The sequence below is a fragment of the Loktanella sp. Alg231-35 genome (assembly GCF_900143545.1).
Classification (GTDB): domain Bacteria; phylum Pseudomonadota; class Alphaproteobacteria; order Rhodobacterales; family Rhodobacteraceae; genus Yoonia.
This window is the reverse complement of sequence record NZ_FREV01000002.1, coordinates 659190-683714: the sequence shown is the minus strand read 5'-3', so window position 1 is coordinate 683714 and position 24525 is coordinate 659190. Positions and strand designations below refer to the sequence as shown.

The following is a 24525-nucleotide window of genomic DNA, read 5'->3' as shown; positions in this document are numbered from 1 at the left end:
ATCTTGCCGTCAGTCAATGGGCCCTGTTCCAGGGTGCCATGGAAGACGCCGAGGCGCACATCCTTGCAGCGATCACTCTCTGCGCGGAAGCCCCTAAAGACGTCGATGTGCGCGCGCTTGAAATCGCTTGCCATACCGCGCTTGGGTCGATCCGCATGCAAACGCTTGGCTTTACAGCCCAACCCGTGCGGGATGCCTTTGATGAGGTGCGCAAACTGGCCGCACGGCAAAACGACTATTCCGTTGCCAACGGCCCGGCATTTTATGGCAGCTTTACCCACGCAATCGTGTCCGGCGACAAGGCAGGCGCGGATGAGTTCAGCGCCCTACTGCGCGATGCCGCCAAGGAAGTTCCCGCCGCCGAAACCAACAATGAATTGCGTCTTGCTGCGTTTAACGTCGATGCATCTTTGCATTTCTATGCCGGCGATTTTGACAAGCAATTCGGTGAATTCGCAGCCCTACGCGAGATTTACGACGTGGCCCAACATGGGGCAATGATCGCCACTTACGGGGCAGACACGTTTGCAGCGGCACAGATGTTCGAAACCGCTGGACGGTCCATTGCAGGCGACACCCACCTGATCCCTGATCTGATTGCCGAGACGGACGCCCATCAGAACCTACTGAATATCCCCGTGATGCAGCCTTGGGCGCAAATCTGGGGGGCGGTTCCGCTATACTATGCCGGCGAAGTCGAAACCGCGATTGCACGCGTCCTGACCGGTCTGGAAACAGCGACAAGTCAAGCCGCTGCATTCTGGCAGGTGACGGGGGCTGCATGGTTGAACGTCATGGACCCCAGCCAAACCGACAGCGCCGAAGGTTTAGCCGGGTTTGCACAAGTCATTGGCACGCATGAAATGATCGGCGCCAATATTGGCCTACCATACTTCCGCGCCCACTATGCGCTGGCTCTGGCAAAGCACGACAAACTGGACGAAGCCTATCAAACCTCGCTTCAGGCCACCCGCGAGAATGAAGAAAATGGTCTGCTGTGTTGGTACGCCGAAGTGCTGCGCATTCATGCCAACATCTGCCGTCTGGTGGGGCGCGCAAAAGACTGTGCTAGCTATCTGGACCAAGCGGCTGACGTTGCAACGCGGCAAAATGCAAGGCTCTGGTTGCTACGGACCCGGCTGGACCAGATTGACAAAGGATTGGCTGATCATGCAGCCCTGAAGGCCGCAACTGATCAGTTCGACCCGCTGGCGAAACCCCCAGAAATCATCAAGGCACGCAGTATTCTGGCCGCACAATGACACCTGAAAAACTTCTTTCATATGAGCTGCCGCTTTTTGCGGGTGTTGCTGCTTCGGATTTGTCCGGCATCACACTGGACGTGAGCGAACAGAAACTCGAACCGTGGCAGACGATCTTTGATCAGGAAGACGATTCCTATGATCTCTACTTCTTGCTTTCGGGATCATTGCTGGCGGTGTTCTGGACAGATCAGGGGCGCGAGATTGTTTTTTCGCGCTTCCCCATTGGCGCCTATTTCGGCGAACTTGCAGCCTTCGACGGCACACCCCGATCGCTGGCCGTTGTGGCAAAGTCGGATGCGCGATTGTTAACCATGAAACGGCAAAGTTTTCTTGACCTTTTCAACGCCGTCCCGGTGATCCGACAGCGGGTCGCGGCAAGTCTGGTTGAACGGATCAGAGTGCTGACGCGGCGCAATATGGAAATGACGACGCTTTCAGTAGAAGAACGGGTTGGCACCTACCTGCTGCGTCTGGCAGCCGAACACGACAAATTGGGTCAAGGATCGGTGATCGAAGACGCCCCCACCCACGCCGAGATTGCAGCCTCAATCGGGGCCAATCGCGAAATGGTCAGCCGCTCGATGAGTAAGCTGGCAAAACGCGGTGCGATCAAATCAGCACGCCAAAGAATTGAGATCCTCGACCCCGAAGAACTCAGCACCGAGCCCAGCTGAGCCAGAGCGCGTTCCGCCCTTTTTTTGCCTAGACTTTGATCCGCCTGAGCGGTATCTTGCCGATAAGTGGTAGGGTAATGGTAAAGAATATGCGTATTTTTAGTAGTTTAGGCGCGGAAGTCACAATGATGCTGTTTGCTGGCAGCTTCGGTTTGGTTTTTGTGCTTTTCGGGTAAACACCCGGACGTCAGACGCAGAATTGTCCCGCCCATTCTGGCGGTGATGCGCTGACATATCGACAAAATATCCAATTTCCAAAAAATGCCCTTGGGTCAACGGTTATTCATGGGCTAAACAACCCTCATTCGACACCGAATCAAGGAGACTGCAATGCTTAGAAAGGATTTTACCCTCACGTGGTGCTAACCCATCGCGTTGCAGTGCGTCTGCGGCCAGTGGCCCGACGCAAATCTCTCCAAATGTTCATGATCGGATACTCCCATGCATCCCCCGTTTTTTACCGTCGATCACAAGATCGGCCCCGATATTCATCACTATTGCGACGAAAAACCCATCGTTCGGCGTGCATCACCTACACGGCTGGACCTGACACCAGCCACAACAGGTTGGCCGCCGGTGCCTTTGCTGGTTACGCCATCCGCTGATGCGGGTTCCGTACAATTGCCAAGGGGCGCTGCGCCGTTTCTGCGGCCGCAGCTGCGTGTGGTACCCCCGCCGCAACGCACCTTGCGTAACACGATTGGCCGGTTTCTGATCCGGGCCGGTCAGCGCATGATCCTCGAAAACCGCGCCTAGGGTCTAGACCCCGGGCGCGAAGCGCTTACCTATTGAATACGCCAGACCAAAGGATAGCCACATGTTTCTTCGTACCGCTGTGACAGCACTCTTCGCGCTGACCGGGACAATGGCGACTGCTGCCTGCACAGGCGTCAGCTATCTTGACCAGATCAGCGATGCCCAGCGAATGCAGCTTGATGTCGCTGTTGCCGATATGCCGTTTGCCGAAGGTTTGGTCTGGAAAGCAACCAAAAGCGCAGACACTGTCACTGTGATCGGCACAATGCACATCTATGACCCGCGCCTCGAAGCCTTACGTGCGACGCTGACTGACACCATCACAAATGCCGATCTGGTCATGCTCGAAGCCACCCCCGAGGAAGAAGACAAGCTGCAGGATATGATCGTCACAGACCCGGGCAGACTGTTCATTGTTGACGGCCCCACTCTGCCCGAAATGCTCGATAGCGGCACATGGGATTTGATCGCGGATGCCGCCAGCCAGCGCAGTATCCCGCCCTTCATGGCCGCCAAAATGCAGCCTTGGTATCTGTCGCTCATGCTTGCCGTGCCGCCCTGTGCGATGGAGGACATGGTTTCAGGCGTGCGTGGGCTTGATCAGATGATAATCCAGGATGCCGAAGCCGCAGGTGTCCCCATGCAAGCGGTCGAGCCGTTCACAACCCTCTTTGATATCTTCAAGAATGATTCCATCGACGAACAGGTCGATATGCTCCGGGTCAACATGCTGTCACCTGCGATCCAACAGCAGATGTTCGTCGCCATGCTCGACCGTTACTTTGCCGAAGACGTCGGGCGCCTGTGGGAGCTTTCACGCGTCGCGATCGCGGACATTCCCGGATTAGACCCTGCCGAAGGGGTCACCATGTTTGCCGAGATGCAAGAGGCTCTACTGGAAACACGCAACCGCAATTGGATTCCCGTTATTCTGGCGGCAACTGAAACACATGACGACATTGTCGTTGCAGTCGGTGCGGCCCATCTGATCGGTGATCAGGGCGTACTGCAACTGATGCAGAACGATGGCTGGACGCTGACCCGCGTGACACAGTAACGCTCAGACGTCGCCAAAATCCGAAAGGCCTTTGCGTCCGGCATCGGTCAGGGCATAAACGCCACGTTCCACCCGCGTGAACCAGCCATAATGATCATCCGCCATGATCCGCGTGGCTTGCGGAACCTCGGTCCATTCTTTGACCTGCGCCCCTTTTGAAGGGCCATGAACAGCCAGAAACCGCGCACACCGCACCGCATCCTGCCTATAGCCGGTGATGATCCCATGGCGCGTCGCACCGCCAGCATTCGGATCGCCCTGCAACCGGTCAAAGGCGCGCAACATCCGGGCCTTTTTCTTCTTGGACTGACGCGCCGCATAAGGACCGGGATCCGCCAGAACCTCAACCAGCCCATCGCGCAAACGCACGGTCAAAACACCCAAGCCCGCACGGCGGGCGAGTGTGACATTGGCCTTCAGCACCTTGTTCTTGCCGCCCGCAGGAACAGCCAGATAGACGTTGTCCGTCACGGAAAGCCGTTCAATGCCCTGATGAAACAAGGCCAGCGAAAACCCTGTTTTTAGCTCAACAATGACAACCTCATCCCCCCTGCGGCCAACCACATCCGCGGCACCCACTTCACCTTTCACGTCATAGCCCTGACGCTGCAGATAGGTTTTGATGGGGGGGTATAGGTCGGCCTCTTTCGGCATGCGCGTTCTCCTGCGCGGACAGCCAATGCGAAATCGCGCGGCCATGCAAGCCCCGCCACCCAAACAGATGGCGAGACTCTCGTTTCACCGTCCGCCTAGTCGTCCGGGAAACTTCGGCGGGCGGCGATCAAACCGCCTATCGCGGGCAGGACCAGTCGGGTGGCGTTGCAGCGCGCCCGCTGGGCCCGGCCGCACAGCGCGGCGGTTCTTGGGGGCGGACACGGGTGGAAGACCCGCCTTGCGGGGTTTTGGGGTTTTGCGGGGCATGAATGCACCTCTCGTTTGCAATAAAATTAGGGGCCAAACGGCCCAACTCTTCGCCAAAAGGCGTTAGTGCGAACGGTCCATTGTCAGAGTGCTCCTTAAGAGAAAATACGTCAGGTCAGGGTGAGCGGTTAAACCAGCTTGTCCATTGTCAGCGTCCTCCTACAGAATGATGCAATGCTACCGCCCCCAGCGGCATTGGTCAAACAACGGCAACCAAACCCAGCCTTCACGTCTTCTTTTGTTCAAAAATATCTCGGGGGAGGACCGCAGGGACGGGGGCAGCGCCCCCCCCCACAACGTCAGCAAAAACCGACGGGGTGACAGCCCCGGCACAGCCTTCTATATACGCGTCAAATCCTGCACAGATGGAAAGCGACGCATATGACAACCCTCGTATTTGGCCACAAATCCCCCGACACTGACAGCACCGGGTCACCGCTGATCTGGGAGTGGTTCCTGAACCAATCCGGGATCGAGGCCAAGGCCGCATTGTTGGGCGCGCCCAACACCGAAGCCGCCTTCGTAGCGAAACACTGGGGCTTTGACCTGCCTGCGGTGATTGCCGATGTAGACGACGACCAATCCTGCGTCATCGTAGACACCAATAACCCTGCCGAATTGCCTGCCAACATCAATAACGCCGATGTGCTGGCAATCATCGACCACCACAAATTGGCCGGCGGGCTTGAAACAAAGAACCCCATTAACATCACGATCCGGCCTTTGGCGTGCACGGCGACGATCATGCATCAGATGATGGGCGCCACGGCCAAGAAGATGCCCAAGGGGATCAAAGGTCTGATGTTGTCCTGTATCCTGTCCGATACTCTTGCCTTCCGCTCGCCCACAACGACCGAGATCGACAAGACATTGGCCGAAAAACTGGCCAAGGAATTGAAAGTCGATATCGAAGCCTACGCGACCGAGATGTTTGACGCGAAATCCGATGTATCAGCATTTTCCGACGCGGAACTGCTGCGCATGGACAGCAAGGAATACGGAGTTGACGGCAAGAAGTTCCGCGTCTCCGTTCTAGAGACCACATCACCCAAGATCGTTCTGGATCGCAAAGAAACCTTGATGAAAGCTATGCCTGATGTCGCAAAAGAAGACGGCGTGGATGAGGTACTTTTGTTTGTGGTCGACATCATCAACGAAGAAGCCACAATGCTGATCCCCAATGACCTGACCAAAACCGTGGCCGAGAAATCATTTGGCGCAACGGTGGACGGCGACAGCGTCGTGCTCCCCGGCGTTATGAGCCGCAAAAAGCAGATCATTCCAGCGCTGAAGGTCTAAAACCGCAATACCCCGTCACACGGTTTGTGTTCAGGCACTGTACGCAAATCAAGCGCCCCAAAAGGTTTACACATGACCCAGATTATCGACCAATTCGCAGAAATCTCGGGGCAGTATGACGCCGCCTTCGTGGACCTTTGGGGGTGTATTCATAACGGCGTGAAAGCTATGCCCGACGCCGTCGCAGCAATGCAAGCCTACCGCGCAAGGGGTGGCATTGTGGTGCTTGTCACCAACTCCCCCCGCCCGTGGGACTCAGTTGCCCGTCAAATCCACGGTCTTGGTGTGCCGGACGACGCATGGGACGCGATTGCCACCTCTGGCGACAGCGCGCGGGCAGCAATGTACCGGGGTATTGTCGGCAAGAAAATCTGGTTCATGGGCGAAAGCCCCCGCGATGATGATTTCTTCAAGCCACTGAAAATCATCGATAATCCCGTGAGCATCCAAAAAGTGCCACTGGATGAGGCCGAGGGTATCGTTTGCTGCGGTCCGTTTGATCCTATGGCCGACGTGGACGTGAACAGGCCAGAGTTCCTTTTTGCCAAACAAAAGGGGCTCAAGCTGCTTTGCGCCAATCCCGATATCGTCGTTGACCGGGGTGAAGTGCGCGAATGGTGCGCTGGTGCGCTTGCTGCACTCTATACAGAAATGGGCGGCGAAAGCCTCTACTTCGGCAAACCGCACCCGCCCATTTACGACCTCGCTCGCCGCAGGCTCGCTGCATTGACCAATGCGCCATCTGATCCGCATATTATTGCCATTGGTGATGGGATCGGCACGGACGTGCTGGGCGGCGTGCAGGAAGATCTGGATGTGCTCTTTATTTCGGGCGGGTTGGCCGCTGCGGAGACCAAGACAGACCGGCAGCCGGACCCTGACGCTCTCGCCGCTTATCTCGACGAACAACAGATGAGTGCGACCTATACAATCGGGCAGCTACGGTAGAACGGTTTTTGGGTCGCAATGCATCGCCATTCGCTGCCTCCCGTTGACCGGTGAATGCGATTGGTGATCAGGTCTTTCATTAGTGGATCAAAAACACAGGAATCACTTGATTTTTCTGCACCCGCGAAGTAATAAAATTTCAATATCATATTGATGGTCGAATTTTTGTTACCCAATGGAGCCTGACATGTTGGACAACACACCGCGCGGCACGATCTGCATCGAAGATATCGAAATCGGCATGACCCGTTCGCTCCGCAAGGTGATCACCGACCGCGACATTGAGATGTTCGCCGATGTCTCCACCGACCGGAACCCGGTACACTTGGATGAAGACTATGCCCAGGACACCATTTTTGGCGGGCGCATCGCCCATGGCATGCTGACTGCTGGTCTGGTCAGCGCTGTGATCGGGGAACAACTGCCCGGCCACGGCACGGTTTATCTGGGTCAAAGCCTGAAATTCCTCGCCCCTGTGCGCCCCGGTGACATGGTACTGGCCGAGGTCGAGGTGACAGAAATTGACCACGCCAAACGCCGTGTAAAAATGGACACGCGCTGTATTGTGAACGACAAGAAAGTGCTGGCAGGCGAAGCCACAGTGCTGGCCCCGTCACGTAGATTCGACTGACGCTTGCGCGCCTCTCGTGCACGGGCTACGCAAAGCCATGCGCATTATTCGAGACACCGTTTTTATTGATCCTGCCGACCGCGGCGCTGCCGCGGCCATCGGCAATTTTGACGGCGTGCATATCGGCCATCAGGCCGTCATTGACCTGACCCGCGAAGCCGCAGAAGCCACAAACGCGCCGCTGGGCATCATGACGTTTGAACCGCATCCACGCAGCTATTTCAGCAAGGACAGCGCCCCTTTCCGGCTCATGAATGCCGAAGCCCGCGCCAATCGGCTGGCCAAGCTGGGCGTCGAAAAACTCTATGAAGTACCGTTCAACGCAAGCCTTGCCAACCTGACACCGCGCGATTTTGCACAGACGATTATTGCCGATCAATTGGGTCTTGCGCATATCGTGGTCGGTGCCGATTTCTGCTTTGGCCAAGGCCGGGCGGGTACCGTCGACCACCTGATCGCGTTCGGCAAGGAAATGGGGTTTGGTGTGACCGTCGCCCCCATTGTGGCGCTGGACAATGGCAATGTATCCTCAACCGCCATCCGCAAGGCTTTGTCGGACGGCAACCCACGTGACGCTGCTGCCATGCTGGGCCATTGGCACCGGATCGAAGGCGAAGTGATCCGCGGCGACCAGCGGGGCCGCGAGTTGGGATATCCAACGGCGAATATGTCGATCACCGGCCTGCATCCGCCGCGCTTTGGCGTTTATGCGGTCAAGGTTGATGTATTGGATGGCCCACACAAGGGCACCTACGATGGGGCCGCTTCGATCGGGGTGCGTCCAATGTTTGGCGAGAATATCCCAAATTGCGAAACCTTCATCTTTGATTTCAAAGGCGACCTTTATGGCGCGACGCTCTCTGTCGCACTGGTTGATTTCCTGCGCCCAGAACTAAAGTTCGACGGGCTTGATGCGCTGATCGTGCAAATGGATGATGACTGCAGCAAAGCCCGAAAGATCCTCAGCGATGTGCGCTGAGATCCCGCGCAACGGGTTGGCAGATCGGTTCTGGGAAACCAAGCCCATGTCAGAGCTGAACCAAAAAGAATGGGAAGCGCTCTGCGATGGTTGCGGCAAATGCTGCCTGAACAAGCTCGAAGATGATGAAGGCACTGTCGCCCTTACCCGCGTAGCCTGCCGCTTGCTGGACAATGAATCCTGCCTTTGCGCGAATTACAGCAACCGGCACGCTTACGTTCCGGAATGCATCGTTCTGAACCCTGACACTATCGCCAAGAACCTTTACTGGCTGCCCCGCACCTGCGGATACCGCCTGATCTATGAGGGCCGCGCCCTTTACGACTGGCATCCACTGATTTCGGGCGATCCGACATCGGTCCATGCCGCTGGTGTCTCTGTGAAGGGGATGACCGTGCCCGAATTCGACGTCGATGAAGACGATTGGGATGACTATATCATCGAGGAGCCCCACTAGATGTATTTTGCCTCAGACAACGCTGGCCCCGCCCACCCCAAGGTGATGGAGGCACTGATCGCCGCCAATGAAGGTTACGCCATGGGATATGGTGCCGACCCGATCATGGAAGAGGTCCGCGCGCAGGTCCGCACAGTGTTTGAAGCACCAGAGGCTGCGGTCTTTCTTATCATCAACGGCACGGCGGCGAACTCTGTCTTGCTGGGCACGATGGCGCAACCTTGGCAGACGATTTTTTGCAGTGACTGCGCGCATATCCACGAAGACGAATGCAACGCCCCCGAATTTTACACCGGGGCCAAACTGACACTGGTACCTTCGCCCGATGGCAAGATGACCCCCGATGGGCTGCGCTCCAAGATCCTTGCCGAGGAAAACCGTGGTGTCCATGGCCCGCAACGCGGGCCCTTGTCGATCACGCAGGTGACCGAAAAGGGCACAATCTACCCATTGGACGAGCTGCGCGCGCTGACCGCGACAGCGCAGGAATTCGGGATGAAAACCCATCTTGATGGGGCGCGTTTTGCCAATGCACTGGCCGCACTTGATTGTTCGCCCGCAGAGATGTCATGGAAACTGGGCGTTGATACTGTCAGCTTTGGCGGCACTAAGAACGGTGCGCTAGGGGTTGAGGCCTGTGTGATCTTCGACCCGGACCTCGCCTGGGAGTTTGAGTTGCGGCGCAAACGCGGCGGGCACCTGTTGTCCAAGCACCGCTATCTATCCGCGCAAATGCAGGCGTATCTGGCAGATGGGCTGTGGCTGGAACTGGCCGACGCCGCAAATGCCCGTTGCGCCCAATTGGCCGCAGGGCTGCGCAGTTTCAGCGCGGCCCGGATCATGTTCGAACCACAGGCGAACATCATCTTTTTCGAGATGCCCCGCCGTGAGCACAAGCGCATGCTTGATGCCGGAGCGGTGTATTATGTGATGAATGGTGATCCTGACAACGGCGATGCGGACGAACTGCTGATTGGTCGGCTTGTTTGCGATTGGTCAATCACCAGCGAACAAGTCAGTCAGTTCCTTGATCTGCTGCACGGATAATCGCCGCGACCGCTGACACATGCGCCGGGCTGATCGGTAGCATGTGGCCCGCACCCGCCACCACGTGATCGGTCGCTTGCGGGATGCGCTCTGCCAGCCGCTTGTGGATGGCCGCAATAACGGGTTGGGTTTCACTGCCTCTGATCAGGGTTACAGGCATCTTCAGCGATGCCAACGTCTCAGCCGATGTGATGTTATCTGCATCCTCTTCAATCGCGGCACCGCCTGCCACGATCAGATGAATACGATCAATCAGGTAAGTTTTGTTCTTCGCAGGAATATCGGCCCATGCGGTATTGCCCCACAGCGCATTGAACAGATCTGCTGCCCGCGCCTCTTCGCCCATCAGCATTGCAGCGACGAAAGGGCGGAACGCCTTTGCGTGTGCTGCATGTTCCGGCAAACCTTTGGCGGCGGCGAAATAGACCGGTTCAATCAGTGTGAGGCGGTTCACCAAATCCGGGCGTTCAACCGCAAGGCGCAGTGCCGCCGTGGCCCCAAAGGAATGCCCGATCAGATGGGTCGGCGCGTCACTGCACGCCGCCGCAGCTTTGGTGACGAGGGTTTGGTATTCGTGCTGGCCATCCCATGCATCGCTTTGCCCATGGCCGGGCATATCGAATAGCGTCACCTGCCCGCCCACTTCCTTGGCCAGCGGCAACAACGCGTCGTGCCGGGCCAATGCGCAGTGGATCATGACAGCGCGCGCGCCCTCGCCCACTGTCACGCTATGGACCTGATGGCCCGAGACGGTGAACATTAGATATTACCAGACAGATAGGCATCCAGATCATCAATGCGGTCTTCGCCCCAGAACCGCTGATTGGTGTCCGTTATAAAGAAGGGTGCACCAAAGGCGCCGGCGTTTACCGCATCTTCGAGGTTTTTGCCAAATGTCTCGGCGCTGGTCAGCATGTCCTTGTCAGCCAAAGCCGGATCAAATCCGGACTTTTCCAAACAATCACGCACAACATCGTCCTGGCTGATATCACGCTCTTCCGCCCAGCAAGCGGCACCAAAAGCCAGGACCAGTTCAGCCACATCTGCGCCCGTATTCTGGGCGGCAATAATCGCATAGGCAGACGGCGCGCCATTGGTTGGCCAGAACATCGGTTTGGTATTGAGCGGCTTGCCCAGCAATTTCGCGCGACGCTCCATATCCTGTAGGCGGTATTCCTGCCGGTTGGGGTGCCTGTCCTTGGGGGGCGTGCCACCCGTCCGGCCAAACAACGCCATAATATCAAGCGGTTTGTAGTTGATCGTGGCCCCGTGCTTTTGGGCAATCTCGGCGGGGCGTGTGCCGCTGAGATAGGTGAAGGGCGAAAGTGTTGCGAAGTAGTAGTCGATATGGGGCATTTTTCGGTCCTCGGGCTTGGGAATTCTTTGCGCGAGGCTACGCTTGTGCTACCCGGTGTCAACGCCACGAATCTGTTACATGCCAGTAACTCGCCCTTCTGCCAAAGGACCCCCAAATGCCCACAATGTTCGAGCCCAAGTTGATCTCAGGCAACGCCAACCAACCGTTGGCCAAAGCCATCGGGCGGCGCATGTCCATGCACCGGGGAATGGAGGTTGGCTTGTGTGACGCGCGGGTCGAACGGTTCAACGACGGTGAGATTTTTGTCGAGGTCTTCGAGAACGTGCGCGGCGAGGATATGTTTATCGTCCAACCCACGTCGAACCCGGCCAATGACAACCTGATGGAGCTGTTGATTATCGCCGACGCCCTGCGCCGGTCCTCGGCAGCGCGCATCACTGCCGTGATCCCATATTTCGGCTATGCTCGACAGGATCGCCGATCCAAGGCCCGCACCCCGATCACGGCCAAGCTGGTATCGAATATGATCGTAGAAGCCGGCATTGAACGCGTTTTGACCTTGGATTTGCACGCTACGCAGATTCAGGGTTTTTTCGATATTCCGGTGGATAACCTCTATGCTTCACCCATCTACGCGCTGGATGCGATGCATCATTTCCGCGGTAAGCTCGAAGAGGTGATGGTTGTGTCCCCTGATGTCGGCGGCGTGGCCCGTGCACGTGATCTAGCCCAGCGGATTGGCGCGCCTTTGTCCATCGTGGACAAACGCCGTGGCAAGCCCGGCGAAGTGGCCGAGATGACCGTGATTGGTGACGTGAAGGACAAGGTTTGTGTGATCGTGGACGATATCGTTGATACCGCAGGCACGCTTTGCAAAGCCGCTGAGGTGTTGATGGAGAACGGTGCGAAGGAAGTGCATTCCTACATCACACATGGCGTTCTGTCTGGCCCAGCGGTTGAGCGCGTCTCAAAATCCGTGATGAAGAGCCTCGTGATCACCGACACGATTGAGGCGACCGCAGCGGTCAAAGCCTGCAAGAACATCCGCATCGTGCCGACAGCACCGATGTTCGCCCAGGCGATCCTGAACACATGGAATGGTACGTCGGTGTCGTCATTGTTTGATCACAAAACATTGGGACCAATCTACGAAGGGCTTTACGCGGCGGAGTAAATCCCGGCCTCAGTAAAGCTCCCACCCATCATCATTGGGCAACTCACCAAATGATGTCCAGGCAACACGCAGGCGAGCGACCTGCGTGTCTGCCCATGTCCGAAAGACGATTTCAAACCCTTCGGTGGTAATGTTTTCTGCCTGCACGTCGGCGCGGATGTTGCTGCTGTTCGAGATATCCCACATCGAAATGGACACCTGCACATGCGGGGGCACGGCATAGCATTGTTTGAATGTGACCGGGGCGCGGGACTGGCGTGGGCCTTCGCCACGCCACATCTGGCCGTCGTCTTCGAAATCCGAAAACATGACCACATCACCGTGATCAATCCCAACCAAACCACTGTTAAACCGACGCATATCGAATCTTTACCCACTCCAAACTTTCTAAGCCATGGCAATCATGGCCTTGCTCCACAGGCAAACAATAACTTTTGGTTAATAACTTACTGCTAACTAAACTTTAACTTGTGGAGAATGCTAGGTGAAATTCGTCATGATGGGCCGCTTTGTCCAATTTTGGGTGTGTTTGGCCCTTGTCCTAAGTGTCGCGGCCTGTGGCGGCGGCAGTGGTTCAAACAGTACCGATGGGTCGGACGGTGGTGGCGGTGGTACTGTTGATCCACCGCCCCCTCCTCCACCTCCGCCGCCACCACCTCCTGATCCGCTCAACATTGTCGATGCAGCGGGGCGCGAATATTTCCTCAATGTCTTCCGACCTGACAGCCAGTCCGTTGCAAGTATGGCAATGATCGATGGCGCCACCCCCTTTGGCGACCTGCCCGCCGTGTCGGGCACCATAAACTATGCGGGCTATATGACACTTTTTGCTGCATCCCCAAGCGCCGGTGTGAACCTGTTGGGCGAAACAACCTTGTCTGCTGATTTCATGGGCGGCACGATCACCGGATCAGCAGGTAATTTTTACGAAACGATCACCGTCCGCGATGGCGTCGCCATTCCGATGGAGGTGGTTCTTTATACAGGCAGCCTTGCCATCGCGGCGGGTACAATTGGGGGATCGGGTGCCGCCAACACCGTAAACTTCGCGGCTAATGGTGCCTTGAACGACGGGATCAAGGATGTGACCGTTGATGCCCAAATGACCGGTGTATTTTTCGGAGCGGGGGCAGAGGGTTTGCACGCCATTGCAGGCAGCAGTTCGGGTGGCAGCATCAACGCGACGGTTGATGGGCAAGCCGCCGTTTTGGCCAGCGCCACCATTGACGCCCTGATGCAGTAGGCAAAAGCAAAAGGCCCCGCAAAAGCGAGGCCTTTTCCAAAGATTGTCGTTGAACGCTTAGTTCCGGGCGGTCAGACCAATGTGCCCGCCAATCGCTACCATGTCAGACAGCAGTTTGGCTGCGTCATCAACGGGACCGGGTTCGTTCTTAAACGTCTCTTGCGCTTGGCCATACGCCACCTTCGCGTCTTCGACCATTTGGTCGTAGACCTCTTGCGTGACTTCGTCCCTTGGCAAGGCTTGTTCGGCCAGAACGGATACGCCGGTCGCAGTAATTTCGGCAAAGCCGCCCGAGACGACATACGCGTCAGACCCGCCGCTGTGCGTCACGGTCAGAATACCGGGGCGCAGCGTTGTGATCGTGGGCGCGTGATCCGCCATGGCCGTCATGTCGCCATCTGCGCCGGGGATCTGAACCTCGGACGCCTCGACCGACGCCAAGCGGCGTTCGGGCGAGACCAGATCGAATTGTAGGTTTGCCATGTTGGCTCCTTACGCCGCGTCTGCGGCCATTTTTTCGGCTTTGGCTTTCACTTCTTCGATGCCGCCAACCATGTAGAAGGCGCCTTCTGGGAAGTGATCATATTCGCCTGCAACAACTGCCTTGAACGACGCGATTGTGTCTTCCAGTGGCACCTGAACGCCGGGTGAACCAGTAAAGACCTGTGCCACATCAAACGGCTGTGACAGGAAGCGCTCGATCTTACGCGCACGGGCAACGGTCAGTTTGTCTTCTTCTGACAGTTCGTCCATGCCCAGAATCGCGATGATATCCTGCAAAGATTTATAACGCTGCAACATCTGCTGCACGTCAGCGGCAACTGCATAGTGCTCTTCACCAACGATCGCTGGGTCAAGCAAACGCGATGTGGAATCGAGCGGGTCAACCGCAGGGTAAATACCCTTTTCCGAAATCGCACGGTTCAGAACGGTTGTCGCATCCAAGTGCGCAAACGATGTCGCTGGCGCCGGGTCGGTCAAGTCATCCGCAGGCACATAGATCGCCTGAACGGACGTGATCGAGCCGTTCTTGGTTGATGTAATACGTTCCTGCATCGCACCCATGTCGGTCGCCAGCGTTGGCTGGTAACCCACAGCGGATGGAATACGACCCAACAGCGCTGAAACCTCGGAACCCGCTTGGGTAAAGCGGAAGATGTTATCAACGAAGAACAGAACGTCAGTACCAGACTGGTCGCGGAACGATTCCGCCATTGTCAAACCAGACAAGGCCACACGCATACGCGCTCCCGGAGGCTCGTTCATCTGGCCGTAAACCAGTGCAACCTTGGATTTGGTCAGGTCTTCGGCATCGATAACGCCGGATTCGATGAATTCGTAGTAAAGGTCGTTGCCTTCACGCGTACGCTCACCCACGCCCGCAAAAACGGAGTAGCCAGAGTGCACTTTGGCGATGTTGTTGATCAGTTCCTGAATAAGAACCGTCTTACCAACACCCGCACCACCGAAGAGGCCAATTTTACCACCCTTCGCGTAAGGCGCCAGAAGGTCGATGACCTTGATACCTGTTACCAGCACTTCAGAGGCAGTGGACTGGGCTTCAAAAGCAGGCGCATCAGCGTGGATGGACCGGCGATCTTTTTCGCCAATCGGGCCTTTTTCGTCAACGGGGTCACCCACAACGTTCATGATGCGGCCCAATGTAGCGTCACCCACGGGCACGGTGATTGTTGTGCCTGCGTCAGTTACGTTCTGACCGCGCACCAGACCTTCGGTCGAGTCCATCGCGATGGCGCGAACAGTGTTCTCACCAAGGTGCTGGGCCACTTCGAGCGTCAGCTCTTTGCCGTTGTTGTCGGTTTTCAGGGCGTTCAGAATCTCGGGCAGGTGATCATCGAACTGCACGTCGACGACGGCGCCGATGATCTGCGTGATCTTGCCTTTTGCGTTTGCCATAATGGTATTCTCCGGGGTCTAGAGCGCTTCCGCGCCCGAAATAATTTCAATCAGCTCGTTGGTGATCACAGCCTGACGCGAACGGTTGTACTGAATTGTCAGCTTGTCGATCATTTCACCAGCGTTGCGTGTCGCGTTATCCATCGCAGACATACGTGCGCCCTGCTCGGACGCTGCGTTTTCCAGCAAAGCGCTAAAAATGGCAGTGGCCACACCACGTGGCAGCAGGTCAGCGAGGATTTCTTCCTCGCTTGGCTCGTAATCATAGAGCGTGGCTTCAACATCGTCTTCCTGCTCGAACTTGGCAGGAATGATCTGTTGTGCGGTTGGGTGCTGGGTCACGACGTTTTCGAAGCGCGCAAAGAAGATTGTCGCAACGTCGAACTCTTCACCATCGAAACGGCCAAGAATATCTTTTGCGATGCCTTGCGCGTCAGCATAACCCACGCGTTTCACCTCTGTCAGGTCAACGTGCCCGACAAAGTGATCACCCAGGTCACGCTTGATCGCATCGCGGCCTTTTTTGCCGACCGTGATGATTTTCACCGTCTTGCCTTCGGCCAGCAGCTTTTGTGCGTGGGTCCGCGCCAGCTTGGCGATGTTGCCGTTAAAGCCACCGCACAGCCCGCGTTCCGCTGTCATGATGATCAGCAGTTGCACCTGATCGTTGCCCGTACCGGACAACAGCTTGGGTGCGCTGTCTGACCCGCCAACCGACGCCGCCAGCCCACCCATCACGGCGTTAAACCGTTCTGTGTAGGGCCGCGAAGCCTCGGCTGCGTCTTGGGCGCGGCGCAATTTTGCGGCCGCGACCATCTGCATGGCCTTTGTGATCTTGCGGGTCGATTTGACCGACTCGATCCGATTTTTCAGGTCCTTAAGACTAGGCAAAGCAAAGTCTCCTTTGTCTCAAAGATTAAGCGAAGTCTTTTGCGAAAGCGTCGATTGCCGCTTTGATTTTCTCTTCGGCTTCGCCTTTGATCTTCGGGTCTTCCTTGGTGATCATGTCGAGCACGTCGGATGCGTTTGTGCGCAAGTGCTGGAGCAAGCCTGCCTCAAAACGGCCAACCTGTTTCACGTCGACCTTATCAAGATAACCGTTAGTACCGGCATAGATGACGCAAACGATCTCAGCATTCGTCAGTGGCGAATACTGCGGTTGCTTCATCAGCTCTGTCAGGCGGGCACCACGGTTCAGCAATTGCTGAGTTGCGGCATCCAGATCGGAACCAAACTGCGCAAAGGCCGCCATTTCGCGATACTGCGCCAATTCCAGTTTCACCGGACCAGCAACCGACTTCATCGAGTTCGTCTGCGCCGCAGAACCAACACGAGAAACCGACAGACCAGTGTTCACCGCAGGGCGGATACCTTGGTAGAAAAGTTCGGTTTCAAGGAAAATCTGACCGTCGGTGATCGAAATCACGTTTGTCGGAATAAACGCCGAAACGTCACCACCTTGGGTTTCAATGATCGGCAGCGCCGTCAAAGACCCGGAACCGTTGTCTTCGTTCAGTTTCGAAGAACGTTCCAGCAGGCGAGAGTGAAGATAGAAAACGTCACCTGGGTAGGCTTCACGCCCTGGTGGACGACGCAGCAGCAGGGACATCTGGCGATAAGACACGGCCTGCTTGGACAGATCATCATAGATGATCAGCGCGTGGCGGCCATTGTCGCGGAAGTGTTCGGCCATCGCGGTTGCCGCATATGGTGCAAGGAACTGCATTGGTGCGGGGTCGGATGCGGTTGCAGCCACAACGATAGAATATTCAATCGCGCCGGATTCTTCGAGCTTTTTCACCAACTGGGCAACAGTCGAACGCTTCTGACCAACAGCAACATACACGCAGTACAGCTTTTGACCTTCTTCGGTCGCTGCGTCGTTGTAGGATTTCTGGTTCAGGATTGTGTCGAGTGCGACAGCAGTTTTACCTGTCTGACGGTCACCAATGATCAATTCGCGCTGGCCACGGCCAATTGGGATCATCGCATCAACGGATTTCAGACCAGTCGCCATCGGCTCGTGAACTGATTTACGTGGGATGATGCCCGGTGCCTTTGAGTCGGCTACGGCGCGGTTCTTCGTTTTGATCGGACCTTTGCCGTCCAGCGGGTTGCCCAGACCGTCAACAACACGGCCCAGCAGTTCGTCACCGACAGGCACGTCCACGATGGACTTAGTGCGCTTGACGGTGTCGCCTTCTTTAATGTCACGGTCAGAACCGAAGATAACAACACCCACGTTGTCGGCTTCGAGGTTCAAAGCCATCCCGCGGATACCACCGGGGAATTCAACCATCTCACCGGCTTGTACGTTATCAAGGCCGTACACACGGGCAATACCGTCGCCTACGCTCAATACGCGGCCAACTTCGGCCACTTCGGCTTCTTGACCGAAGTTTTTGATCTGGTCCTTTAGGATCGCAGAGATTTCAGACGCTTGGATCGCCATTATCCGACCTCTTTCATTGTGTTCTGGAGTGCGTTGAGCTTGGAGGCGATCGAGGTGTCGATCATCTTAGAGCCCACTTTAACAATAAGACCGCCGATGATGCTCTCATCGACGGTTTCTTTGATGGTGACAGATTTGCCCACTTGGGCTTTGAGTGTTTTTGCCAGCTTGTCGGCTTGCGCCTTTGTCAGCTTCTTGGCGGTTGTGACCTCTGCGGTCACTTCGCCACGCTCTTCGGACAGCATGTCCTGCAGAACGGCCAAAAGCTGTGGCAACACAAACAAACGGCGCTTGCTTGCCAGCAGCGCCAATACATTGCTTGTGGTGTCAGAGAGTTTCATTTTCTTGGCGACAGCAGAGATCGCGCCAGACTGTTCTTCACGGCTATAAAGCGGTGAGGTCAGCAAAGTGCGCAGATCAGCGCTTTCGGCCATCGCTGCTTCCAAAGTAGCAACATCTGATTCGAGTGCCTTGATCGCCTTGCCTTCGCGGGCGAGGTCAAACACGGCAGTTGCATAGCGCGCGGCAATGCCTGTCGAAATACCAGCAGTTTCGGACACGTGGAGCCTTCCGATATCTTGGGCCCAGTCCCACAGACCCCGGGAGTGACCGGGCAGCGGGAGGGCAACTTCCTTGGCCCTCACGAACGCGAGAGCGGCAAAATCTTGGGCGATGTAGCAGAGCCATGTTGGTGTCGCAACCACCCTGCGACAAGAATCCATGCCTTATCGCCCCATATTCGGCGATGTGCCCGTCCGAACAGGGAATAAGGCGCAATTGACGGGATTTATCCACAGGGAACACTCCAAAATGCCAAAAAACGCGCCGCATTGCTGCAGCGCGCTTTCTCTAAACATTCGTTGTCGGTTTTGGGTCTAGAACAGATCCTGCCAGATCGTGCCGTCAAAACAACGCAACTTCGCGGCTGCGGAATCAAAGTATACGTCACCCGCAGCTGGTGCGGCTGGCGCCGTTGCTGTTGGTGTTAGCTGCAATAGATTGCCAATCGCGCCATGCCCGCCCGCTGCAGCCAGCAAGACCCAGGCACCGCCGTCCTTTGCCTGCAAGGTGCCGCTAGCGTTCACCCATGCGACCCAGCCGTCCTGCGGTGCAACGAAAAGCCACCCGCCGCCGCGCCACGTCGCGATCATCCCATCCTGCCCGGCCCAAGCCCCCGTCGCACCGCTGCCCAGCGCCCAGGCCTGCCCCTCACTCGGCGCACCTGGCGGCACGGTCGCTTCGATCTGTTCAAGCGTGAGCTGCACAACCATATCAAGCAGCTCAATCGCTTCATTATGGGTAACATGCTTTTGCGCCTGAGCGGGCATGATGAATGGCAAATCAAGGTTTGGGGTCGTGTCGGGCATGGGATCGCGCCTTCCGCTTGGGTTGAATTTGATCCGCAATAATCCCGCTTAGTTGTGAATCAGGCCTTACACCTCCGCACATCAGTTAACGCGTCATTAAGACCTCTGGCGCACTAATGGTTAACGGCAGCTTTATGAATCGCTGCGCTGCAAGGGCCGACGCTGATGACAAAAACTGCGCTGATTACCGGGGTGACAGGCCAAGATGGATCTTATCTGGCCGAACTATTGCTGGAAAAGGGTTATGAAGTGCATGGCATCAAGCGCCGCGCCTCATCGCTGAACACCGATCGGATTGACCACATATATCAGGATCCCCAAACCGAGGACCCCCGGCTGATCCTGCATTATGGTGACTTGACCGACAGCTCAAACCTCACGCGAATCCTGTCGCAAGTGCAGCCCGACGAGGTTTATAACCTTGGCGCGCAGTCCCATGTGGCCGTCAGCTTTGAAGCGCCCGAATATACCGCTGATGTGGACGCAATCGGCACGTTGCGCCTGCTTGAGGCAATCCGGTTTCTGGGGCTTGAGGAGAAAACCCGGTTCTATCAGGCCTCCACCTCTGAACTTTATGGTCAGGTGCGCCAGACACCCCAGACCGAAGCGACACCCTTCCACCCACGCAGCCCCTACGCAGTGGCCAAGCTCTTTGCCTATTGGACCTGTGTGAACTACCGCGAGGCGTATGGAATGTTTGCCTGCAATGGCATCCTGTTTAACCATGAAAGCCCCCGGCGTGGTGAAACCTTTGTGACCCGCAAGATCACGCGAGGGTTGGCGCAAGTGGCATTGGGCCTGTCCGACTGTCTTTATCTGGGCAATATTGATGCGCTGCGCGATTGGGGCCATGCCAAGGACTATGTGCAAATGCAGTGGTTGATGCTGCAACAGGACCACCCCGAGGATTACGTGATTGCCACTGGAACACAGCATTCGGTGCGCGACTTTGTGTCGTGGACGGCCGAGGAACTGGGCATGCACCTGGAATTCAGCGGCACAGGCGTCGACGAAATCGCAACCGTCGTCGGTGTGAACCATAACCGCGCGCCAAACGTGCAATGTGGGGATGTCGTGATGCGGGTTGATCCGCGCTATTTCCGCCCGGCAGAGGTTGAAACACTGCTGGGTGATCCGCGCAAGGCGAAGACCCAGTTGGGTTGGACGCCCACGATCACCCCGCAAGAGATGTGCGCCGAAATGGTGAACGAAGACCTCAAGTCAGCACATCGACATGCGCTGTTGAAAGAACACGGGCTGGGCCTGCCTGTGGCATTGGAGGCATAGCGATGCGGATATTCCTCGCAGGTCACACTGGCATGGTCGGCAGCGCAATTCTGCGTCGCCTGATCAGTGATGGCGGCAATGACATTATCATCGCGAACCGCACCCAGCTTGATCTGCGTGATCAAACCGCGGTGAAAGCCTTTATCAAGAAGCGGCGCCCGGACCTGATCATTCTGGCGGCCGCCAAGGTGGGCGGCATACTGGCCAACCATCAGATGCCTGCCGCATTTATCCATGACAATTTGATGATTGCGGGCAATATCATTCACGCCGCTCATGATGCGGATGTCCAACGGATCATCCAGCTTGGGTCATCCTGTATCTATCCGCGCGATACCCCCCAGCCAATACCGGAAAATGCCTTGCTGACGGGACCGCTGGAACCCACCAATGAACCCTATGCAATCGCCAAGATCGCAGCGATCAAGCTGTGCGAAAGCTATAACCGTCAGTATGGCCGCGACTGTCGGTCTTTGATGCCTACGAACCTTTATGGGCCTGGCGACAATTTCCATCCGCAATTCGCCCATGTGCTGCCCAGCCTGCTCGACCGGTTTCATCGTGCGGTGCAGGAAGGCAACGAAAGCGTCACTCTTTGGGGCAGTGGCACCCCGCGACGCGAGTTCCTGCATGTTGACGATCTGGCGGATGCGATCATGTTCCTTTCTGCATTGCCCACGACGCAGTATGAGGCCGCAACTTCGCCCATGTGCAGTCATCTGAATGTGGGTACAGGCAAGGACATCAGCATTCTGGATCTGGCCGCGATGATCGCCCAGATCACCGGTTTTCAAGGGCAGGTGCTGACCGACCTGTCCAAACCTGATGGCACTCCACGCAAGCAGTTGGATACCTCTGCGATGACCGCACTTGGTTGGTCGGCGCAGACCGACCTGCGCGACGGGATCACCGAGACCTACGGCTGGTATGAAACGCAGCGCGCCGCCGGACACAGATTGCGCGCCTCATAGGGGCGCGTTGATCCCGCCTCCCAAAGTGGCTAGACCTGTCCGACACCAAGGGGAGACATCGCCATGCGGGTTTTGGTTACAGGCGGGGCGGGCTACATCGGTAGCCACACATTGCTGGAACTGATGGCCCAAGGGCACGAGGTTTGCGTACTCGACAACTACAGCAATGCCGTCCCGGAGGTGCTGACCCGTGTACGGGCTTTGTCCAATGGCGCAATTATGGACTTTGCAGGTGACGTGCGCGACCCAGCCATGCTTGATCAGGTCATGCAGGCGTTTCAGCCCGAAGCCGTCATTCACTTTGCTGGCCTCAAAGCGGTGGGCGAAAGCACTGAAAAGCCGCTGTATTACTATGATGTCAACGTCGGCGGCACGCTCGCCCTGCTGCACGCGATGGAACGTGCGGGGTGCAAACGTCTGATCTTCTCTTCTTCGGCGACGGTTTACGGCGAACCCGTCTACCTGCCTTATGATGAGGCCCACCCGACAAATCCTACGTCAGTCTATGGTCAGTCCAAATTGATGGCAGAACGTATCCTGACCGATTGGGCGGCGGCGTTCCCTGACAGAACCGCCGTGCTGTTGCGTTACTTCAATCCGGTGGGCGCACATGCATCTGCCCAAATCGGCGAAGACCCCAAGGACATTCCCAACAACCTGATGCCTTTCATCGCGCAGGTTGCCGTGGGCAAGCGCGATTTCCTGCAAATCTTTGGCGATGACTATGATACCCCTGATGGCACCGGGCAGCGTGACTACATCCATGTCGTTGATCTGGCGCGCGCGCATGTCGCCGCGGTGACCTATGCCGAAGGTGCGACCGGCGCACGGCCCTTCAATATCGGCACCGGCCAAAGCTATAGCGTCCGCGATATGGTCGCCGCATTTGAACGCGCCTGCGGCAAGCCGATCCCAACCAAGCAAGCCCCTCGGCGCGCAGGTGATATTGCAGCAATGCAGGCAGATGCCAGCAGGGCAGCTGCGGAGTTAAATTGGGCTGCTTCACATGATCTGGATGACATGACAGCCAGCACTTGGGCGTGGCAGTCGAAAAATCCTGATGGGTACAAGGGTGCTTGAATCAAAAGCGCCTTGTGCCAACAAACACAAGGCGCAATGAAGAAAAATCGTTAACCATTACCACTCAGAACGTCCCCAGGGGCACATTAACCATCTCTTGAGCGCAAACTATGTGCGTTTTGTCACATTGACGAAATTCATTGCAATAAAAGTTCTTTGGCAACCCGCTGCATCGCGGAATTCAGGTGTTTGCGAGCCATTTCTGCGGTCATCGCTTCAACATAAATCCGCATCTCGGGTGCATTTCCCGAAGGCCTGAAATGCAGGATTGTCCCGTCGGTCATCGTCATACGCAGGCCATCTGTCTGATCAATCGCAGCAAGGTTCAGATCCAGATCACTCAGGATTGCATTACAAACCGCTGGTTCGGCAATCATACGCGTCAAAAGCGCCGCCGTCTTGTCGGTTGCAACCTCCTGTAGCCGATCTGCGGCCGTGAACCGTGGGGGTTGGGTGGCGACCAAAGCCGCGACACCCGCCCCCGGAGACGCCGATAGGGCGATCAGCAAGGGCAAGACCGCATCGCGCGTCAATAACGGTGGCAAGGAACCTGACGGCCCTTTGGCTTCAAACCCCAACAAAAAACCGCCATTGGCCTCGTAGCCAACAACGTCGCCGCCAATCGCCTCCATTTCGGCGATGACGTAAGGCGATCCAATTTTTGTGCAGATGACCTTAGCAAAATCACCCGACAGCGCGACCCCGCTATTGGATGAGATTGGGGTGACAACATGCGATGCCCGCAACCGCTGCGCCGTGATCTGACCAAGGATGTCGCCGGGCACGACCTCGCCTGCTTCATCGGTCAGCAACGGGCGGTCGCCATCGGCATCTGTCGAAATGATCGCATCAAGCGGGTGCTCCTTGGCCCAAGCACGCAACTGCGCGCGCATCGCGTCCGACACCGCTTCGGTATCGACGGGCACAAAGACATCCGAACGCCCCAAGGACATCACGCTGGCGCCCAGCGATTGCAGAAGCGATGCCAGCAAATCACGGCCAACGGCAGAGTGATCATAGATGCCCACCGTCAGGCCGTCTAGCGCATCCATGAAGGCAGATTGATAGCGCGCCTGATAAGCGTCAGGCGCCGTTTCATTCACTGTTGGCGCAGGCCCGTCCTTATCGCGCCGGATCTGATCCAACGCGCCTAGGATCGCCTGTTCTTCCTGCTTGGTGATTTCGCCGCCGGGGGAATAGAACTTCAGCCCATTGCGGTCTGCCGGAATGTGACTGCCAGTGATCATGACAGCCCCCGCCCCCGCTGACATTGCGGCCAAGGCCAGTGCCGGTGTTGGCACCGGGCCACATAAGGTTGCCGCTATACCTGATCGGCGCGCCGCATCTGCCACATATTGCGCCAACGCGGGCGATGATTCTCGTAGATCGTGACCAATGAAAAGGCCGGTTCCAACCCGGCAAGACGCAATGAAGGCCTGCACATGTGCTGACACACAGTCCGACGTAAGTTCAGTTACAAGGCCGCGCAGGCCGCTGGTGCCAAATTTGGGTGCCATAACAATCCTCGTCAAAATACCTCCGCTTTATGCCAGAGGCATGCCGAGTCGTAACGTACAAAATGCCGATCATACTCAATTAAAATCTGTCCCTTTGTTGAACAAAAACCGCGACAGAAATCCAACTGACACTGGGTTTTCTTAACTGATCCCGTATCCCTGTGC

At 56.7% G+C, this 24525-nt stretch carries 26 protein-coding genes; 15 read left to right on the top strand and 11 right to left on the bottom strand.

Annotated elements, in window-relative coordinates:
* The 4 genes from DHN10_RS06945 to DHN10_RS06930 form a co-directional block, all read left to right on the top strand.
* On the top strand, positions 1-1262 hold a 1262-nt coding region (locus tag DHN10_RS06945), incomplete at its 5' end, for a hypothetical protein (protein ID WP_234417061.1).
* Positions 1259-1939, top strand: coding sequence for a Crp/Fnr family transcriptional regulator (locus tag DHN10_RS06940; protein ID WP_108814479.1), 681 nt, complete (start codon positions 1259-1261; stop codon positions 1937-1939). The genes DHN10_RS06945 and DHN10_RS06940, both read left to right, overlap by 4 nt.
* A 441-nt stretch (positions 1940-2380) precedes the next feature.
* A complete protein-coding gene (locus DHN10_RS06935) occupies positions 2381-2695 on the top strand; it encodes a hypothetical protein (protein ID WP_108814478.1) in 315 nt (104 codons plus the stop codon).
* 61 nt (positions 2696-2756) lie between these two features.
* On the top strand, positions 2757-3752 hold the full coding sequence (locus DHN10_RS06930) for a TraB/GumN family protein (RefSeq protein ID WP_108814477.1): 996 nt from the start codon (positions 2757-2759) through the stop codon (positions 3750-3752).
* Between the two features lie 3 nt (positions 3753-3755).
* On the opposite strand, the gene DHN10_RS06925 is transcribed toward DHN10_RS06930, so the two are convergent.
* Complete coding sequence (locus tag DHN10_RS06925) at positions 3756-4406, bottom strand: DUF2161 domain-containing phosphodiesterase (RefSeq protein ID WP_108814476.1); 651 nt, start codon at positions 4404-4406, stop codon at positions 3756-3758.
* Between the two features lie 648 nt (positions 4407-5054).
* Here DHN10_RS06925 and DHN10_RS06920 point away from each other — a divergent pair.
* The 6 genes from DHN10_RS06920 to DHN10_RS06895 all read left to right on the top strand — a co-directional run bounded on the left by DHN10_RS06920 (position 5055) and on the right by DHN10_RS06895 (position 10034).
* Positions 5055-5972: a manganese-dependent inorganic pyrophosphatase gene (locus tag DHN10_RS06920; RefSeq protein ID WP_108814475.1), complete on the top strand. Its 918-nt coding sequence runs from the start codon at positions 5055-5057 to the stop codon at positions 5970-5972.
* Positions 5973-6044: 72 nt separating this feature from the next.
* Positions 6045-6920: a TIGR01459 family HAD-type hydrolase gene (locus DHN10_RS06915; RefSeq protein WP_108814474.1), complete on the top strand. Its 876-nt coding sequence runs from the start codon at positions 6045-6047 to the stop codon at positions 6918-6920.
* 187 nt (positions 6921-7107) lie between these two features.
* The gene (locus DHN10_RS06910; protein WP_108814473.1) at positions 7108-7551 is read left to right on the top strand and encodes a MaoC family dehydratase; all 444 of its coding nucleotides are present in this window, start codon (positions 7108-7110) and stop codon (positions 7549-7551) included.
* Between the two features lie 37 nt (positions 7552-7588).
* The gene (locus DHN10_RS06905) at positions 7589-8530 is read left to right on the top strand and encodes a bifunctional riboflavin kinase/FAD synthetase (protein ID WP_108814472.1); all 942 of its coding nucleotides are present in this window, start codon (positions 7589-7591) and stop codon (positions 8528-8530) included.
* On the top strand, positions 8520-8987 hold the full coding sequence (locus DHN10_RS06900) for a YcgN family cysteine cluster protein (protein ID WP_108814471.1): 468 nt from the start codon (positions 8520-8522) through the stop codon (positions 8985-8987). The genes DHN10_RS06905 and DHN10_RS06900 overlap by 11 nt, the downstream gene beginning before the upstream one ends.
* A complete protein-coding gene (locus tag DHN10_RS06895) occupies positions 8988-10034 on the top strand; it encodes a threonine aldolase family protein (RefSeq protein ID WP_108814470.1) in 1047 nt (348 codons plus the stop codon). It abuts the gene before it with no gap.
* On the opposite strand, the gene DHN10_RS06890 is transcribed toward DHN10_RS06895, so the two are convergent.
* Positions 10003-10794, bottom strand: a complete 792-nt coding sequence (locus DHN10_RS06890; protein ID WP_108814469.1) for an alpha/beta fold hydrolase — start codon at positions 10792-10794, stop codon at positions 10003-10005. The two genes, DHN10_RS06895 and DHN10_RS06890, sit on opposite strands and share 32 nt — an antisense overlap.
* Positions 10794-11390 (bottom strand): 2-hydroxychromene-2-carboxylate isomerase, encoded by a 597-nt coding sequence (locus tag DHN10_RS06885; RefSeq protein ID WP_108814468.1) that lies wholly within the window; start codon positions 11388-11390, stop codon positions 10794-10796. Before DHN10_RS06885 ends, DHN10_RS06890 begins: the two co-directional genes overlap by 1 nt.
* Positions 11391-11506: 116 nt before the next feature.
* Here DHN10_RS06885 and DHN10_RS06880 point away from each other — a divergent pair, with 116 nt between their 5' ends.
* The gene (locus tag DHN10_RS06880; RefSeq protein ID WP_108814467.1) at positions 11507-12526 is read left to right on the top strand and encodes a ribose-phosphate pyrophosphokinase; all 1020 of its coding nucleotides are present in this window, start codon (positions 11507-11509) and stop codon (positions 12524-12526) included.
* Positions 12527-12535: 9 nt separating this feature from the next.
* On the opposite strand, the gene DHN10_RS06875 is transcribed toward DHN10_RS06880, so the two are convergent.
* Positions 12536-12886 (bottom strand): H-type lectin domain-containing protein, encoded by a 351-nt coding sequence (locus DHN10_RS06875; protein ID WP_108814466.1) that lies wholly within the window; start codon positions 12884-12886, stop codon positions 12536-12538.
* A 124-nt stretch (positions 12887-13010) separates the two neighbouring features.
* Between DHN10_RS06875 and DHN10_RS06865 the strand changes: the two genes are divergently transcribed.
* On the top strand, positions 13011-13769 hold the full coding sequence (locus DHN10_RS06865) for a hypothetical protein (protein WP_159086943.1): 759 nt from the start codon (positions 13011-13013) through the stop codon (positions 13767-13769).
* A gap of 57 nt (positions 13770-13826) precedes the next feature.
* Here DHN10_RS06865 and DHN10_RS06860 read toward each other — a convergent pair whose 3' ends face one another.
* The 6 genes from DHN10_RS06860 to DHN10_RS06835 all read right to left on the bottom strand — a co-directional run bounded on the left by DHN10_RS06860 (position 13827) and on the right by DHN10_RS06835 (position 19505).
* The gene (locus DHN10_RS06860) at positions 13827-14252 is read right to left on the bottom strand and encodes a F0F1 ATP synthase subunit epsilon (RefSeq protein WP_108814464.1); all 426 of its coding nucleotides are present in this window, start codon (positions 14250-14252) and stop codon (positions 13827-13829) included.
* Positions 14253-14261: 9 nt separating this feature from the next.
* A complete protein-coding gene (gene atpD, locus DHN10_RS06855) occupies positions 14262-15686 on the bottom strand; it encodes a F0F1 ATP synthase subunit beta (RefSeq protein ID WP_108814463.1) in 1425 nt (474 codons plus the stop codon).
* Positions 15687-15704: 18 nt separating this feature from the next.
* Positions 15705-16577 (bottom strand): F0F1 ATP synthase subunit gamma, encoded by an 873-nt coding sequence (locus DHN10_RS06850; RefSeq protein ID WP_108814462.1) that lies wholly within the window; start codon positions 16575-16577, stop codon positions 15705-15707.
* Between the two features lie 25 nt (positions 16578-16602).
* Positions 16603-18138 (bottom strand): F0F1 ATP synthase subunit alpha, encoded by a 1536-nt coding sequence (atpA, locus tag DHN10_RS06845; RefSeq protein ID WP_108814461.1) that lies wholly within the window; start codon positions 18136-18138, stop codon positions 16603-16605.
* Complete coding sequence (locus DHN10_RS06840) at positions 18138-18698, bottom strand: F0F1 ATP synthase subunit delta (RefSeq protein ID WP_108814460.1); 561 nt, start codon at positions 18696-18698, stop codon at positions 18138-18140. The genes atpA and DHN10_RS06840 overlap by 1 nt, the downstream gene beginning before the upstream one ends.
* A 315-nt stretch (positions 18699-19013) precedes the next feature.
* The gene (locus DHN10_RS06835; protein WP_108814459.1) at positions 19014-19505 is read right to left on the bottom strand and encodes a DUF2793 domain-containing protein; all 492 of its coding nucleotides are present in this window, start codon (positions 19503-19505) and stop codon (positions 19014-19016) included.
* 165 nt (positions 19506-19670) lie between these two features.
* On the opposite strand from DHN10_RS06835, the gene gmd reads away from it, so the two are divergent.
* The 3 genes from gmd to galE all read left to right on the top strand — a co-directional run bounded on the left by gmd (position 19671) and on the right by galE (position 22843).
* On the top strand, positions 19671-20792 hold the full coding sequence (gene gmd / locus DHN10_RS06830; RefSeq protein ID WP_108814458.1) for a GDP-mannose 4,6-dehydratase: 1122 nt from the start codon (positions 19671-19673) through the stop codon (positions 20790-20792).
* Positions 20793-20794: 2 nt separating this feature from the next.
* Positions 20795-21763: a GDP-L-fucose synthase family protein gene (locus DHN10_RS06825; RefSeq protein WP_108814457.1), complete on the top strand. Its 969-nt coding sequence runs from the start codon at positions 20795-20797 to the stop codon at positions 21761-21763.
* 63 nt (positions 21764-21826) lie between these two features.
* The gene (gene galE / locus DHN10_RS06820; RefSeq protein WP_108814456.1) at positions 21827-22843 is read left to right on the top strand and encodes a UDP-glucose 4-epimerase GalE; all 1017 of its coding nucleotides are present in this window, start codon (positions 21827-21829) and stop codon (positions 22841-22843) included.
* A 137-nt stretch (positions 22844-22980) separates the two neighbouring features.
* Here the strand turns inward: galE and DHN10_RS06815 are convergent, their stop codons facing one another.
* Positions 22981-24360, bottom strand: a complete 1380-nt coding sequence (locus DHN10_RS06815) for a phosphomannomutase (RefSeq protein WP_108814455.1) — start codon at positions 24358-24360, stop codon at positions 22981-22983.
* Positions 24361-24525: the final 165 nt, after the last annotated feature.

Bases quoted from the DNA above. Each gene is read 5' to 3' on its own strand.
- DHN10_RS06940 (WP_108814479.1), top strand. From the start codon at position 1,259: ATGACACCTGAAAAACTTCTTTCATATGAGCTGCCGCTTTTTGCGGGT.
- atpA (WP_108814461.1), bottom strand. From the start codon at position 18,138: ATGGCGATCCAAGCGTCTGAAATCTCTGCGATCCTAAAGGACCAGATC.
- galE (WP_108814456.1), top strand. From the start codon at position 21,827: ATGCGGGTTTTGGTTACAGGCGGGGCGGGCTACATCGGTAGCCACACA.
- DHN10_RS06835 (WP_108814459.1), bottom strand. From the start codon at position 19,505: ATGCCCGACACGACCCCAAACCTTGATTTGCCATTCATCATGCCCGCT.
- DHN10_RS06860 (WP_108814464.1), bottom strand. From the start codon at position 14,252: ATGGCAAACCTACAATTCGATCTGGTCTCGCCCGAACGCCGCTTGGCG.
- DHN10_RS06825 (WP_108814457.1), top strand. From the start codon at position 20,795: ATGCGGATATTCCTCGCAGGTCACACTGGCATGGTCGGCAGCGCAATT.
- DHN10_RS06895 (WP_108814470.1), top strand. From the start codon at position 8,988: ATGTATTTTGCCTCAGACAACGCTGGCCCCGCCCACCCCAAGGTGATG.
- DHN10_RS06915 (WP_108814474.1), top strand. From the start codon at position 6,045: ATGACCCAGATTATCGACCAATTCGCAGAAATCTCGGGGCAGTATGAC.
- DHN10_RS06925 (WP_108814476.1), bottom strand. From the start codon at position 4,406: ATGCCGAAAGAGGCCGACCTATACCCCCCCATCAAAACCTATCTGCAG.
- DHN10_RS06885 (WP_108814468.1), bottom strand. From the start codon at position 11,390: ATGCCCCATATCGACTACTACTTCGCAACACTTTCGCCCTTCACCTAT.
- DHN10_RS06905 (WP_108814472.1), top strand. From the start codon at position 7,589: ATGCGCATTATTCGAGACACCGTTTTTATTGATCCTGCCGACCGCGGC.
- DHN10_RS06910 (WP_108814473.1), top strand. From the start codon at position 7,108: ATGTTGGACAACACACCGCGCGGCACGATCTGCATCGAAGATATCGAA.
- DHN10_RS06875 (WP_108814466.1), bottom strand. From the start codon at position 12,886: ATGCGTCGGTTTAACAGTGGTTTGGTTGGGATTGATCACGGTGATGTG.
- DHN10_RS06920 (WP_108814475.1), top strand. From the start codon at position 5,055: ATGACAACCCTCGTATTTGGCCACAAATCCCCCGACACTGACAGCACC.
- DHN10_RS06880 (WP_108814467.1), top strand. From the start codon at position 11,507: ATGCCCACAATGTTCGAGCCCAAGTTGATCTCAGGCAACGCCAACCAA.
- atpD (WP_108814463.1), bottom strand. From the start codon at position 15,686: ATGGCAAACGCAAAAGGCAAGATCACGCAGATCATCGGCGCCGTCGTC.
- DHN10_RS06935 (WP_108814478.1), top strand. From the start codon at position 2,381: ATGCATCCCCCGTTTTTTACCGTCGATCACAAGATCGGCCCCGATATT.
- DHN10_RS06900 (WP_108814471.1), top strand. From the start codon at position 8,520: ATGTGCGCTGAGATCCCGCGCAACGGGTTGGCAGATCGGTTCTGGGAA.
- gmd (WP_108814458.1), top strand. From the start codon at position 19,671: ATGACAAAAACTGCGCTGATTACCGGGGTGACAGGCCAAGATGGATCT.
- DHN10_RS06890 (WP_108814469.1), bottom strand. From the start codon at position 10,794: ATGTTCACCGTCTCGGGCCATCAGGTCCATAGCGTGACAGTGGGCGAG.
- DHN10_RS06815 (WP_108814455.1), bottom strand. From the start codon at position 24,360: ATGGCACCCAAATTTGGCACCAGCGGCCTGCGCGGCCTTGTAACTGAA.
- DHN10_RS06930 (WP_108814477.1), top strand. From the start codon at position 2,757: ATGTTTCTTCGTACCGCTGTGACAGCACTCTTCGCGCTGACCGGGACA.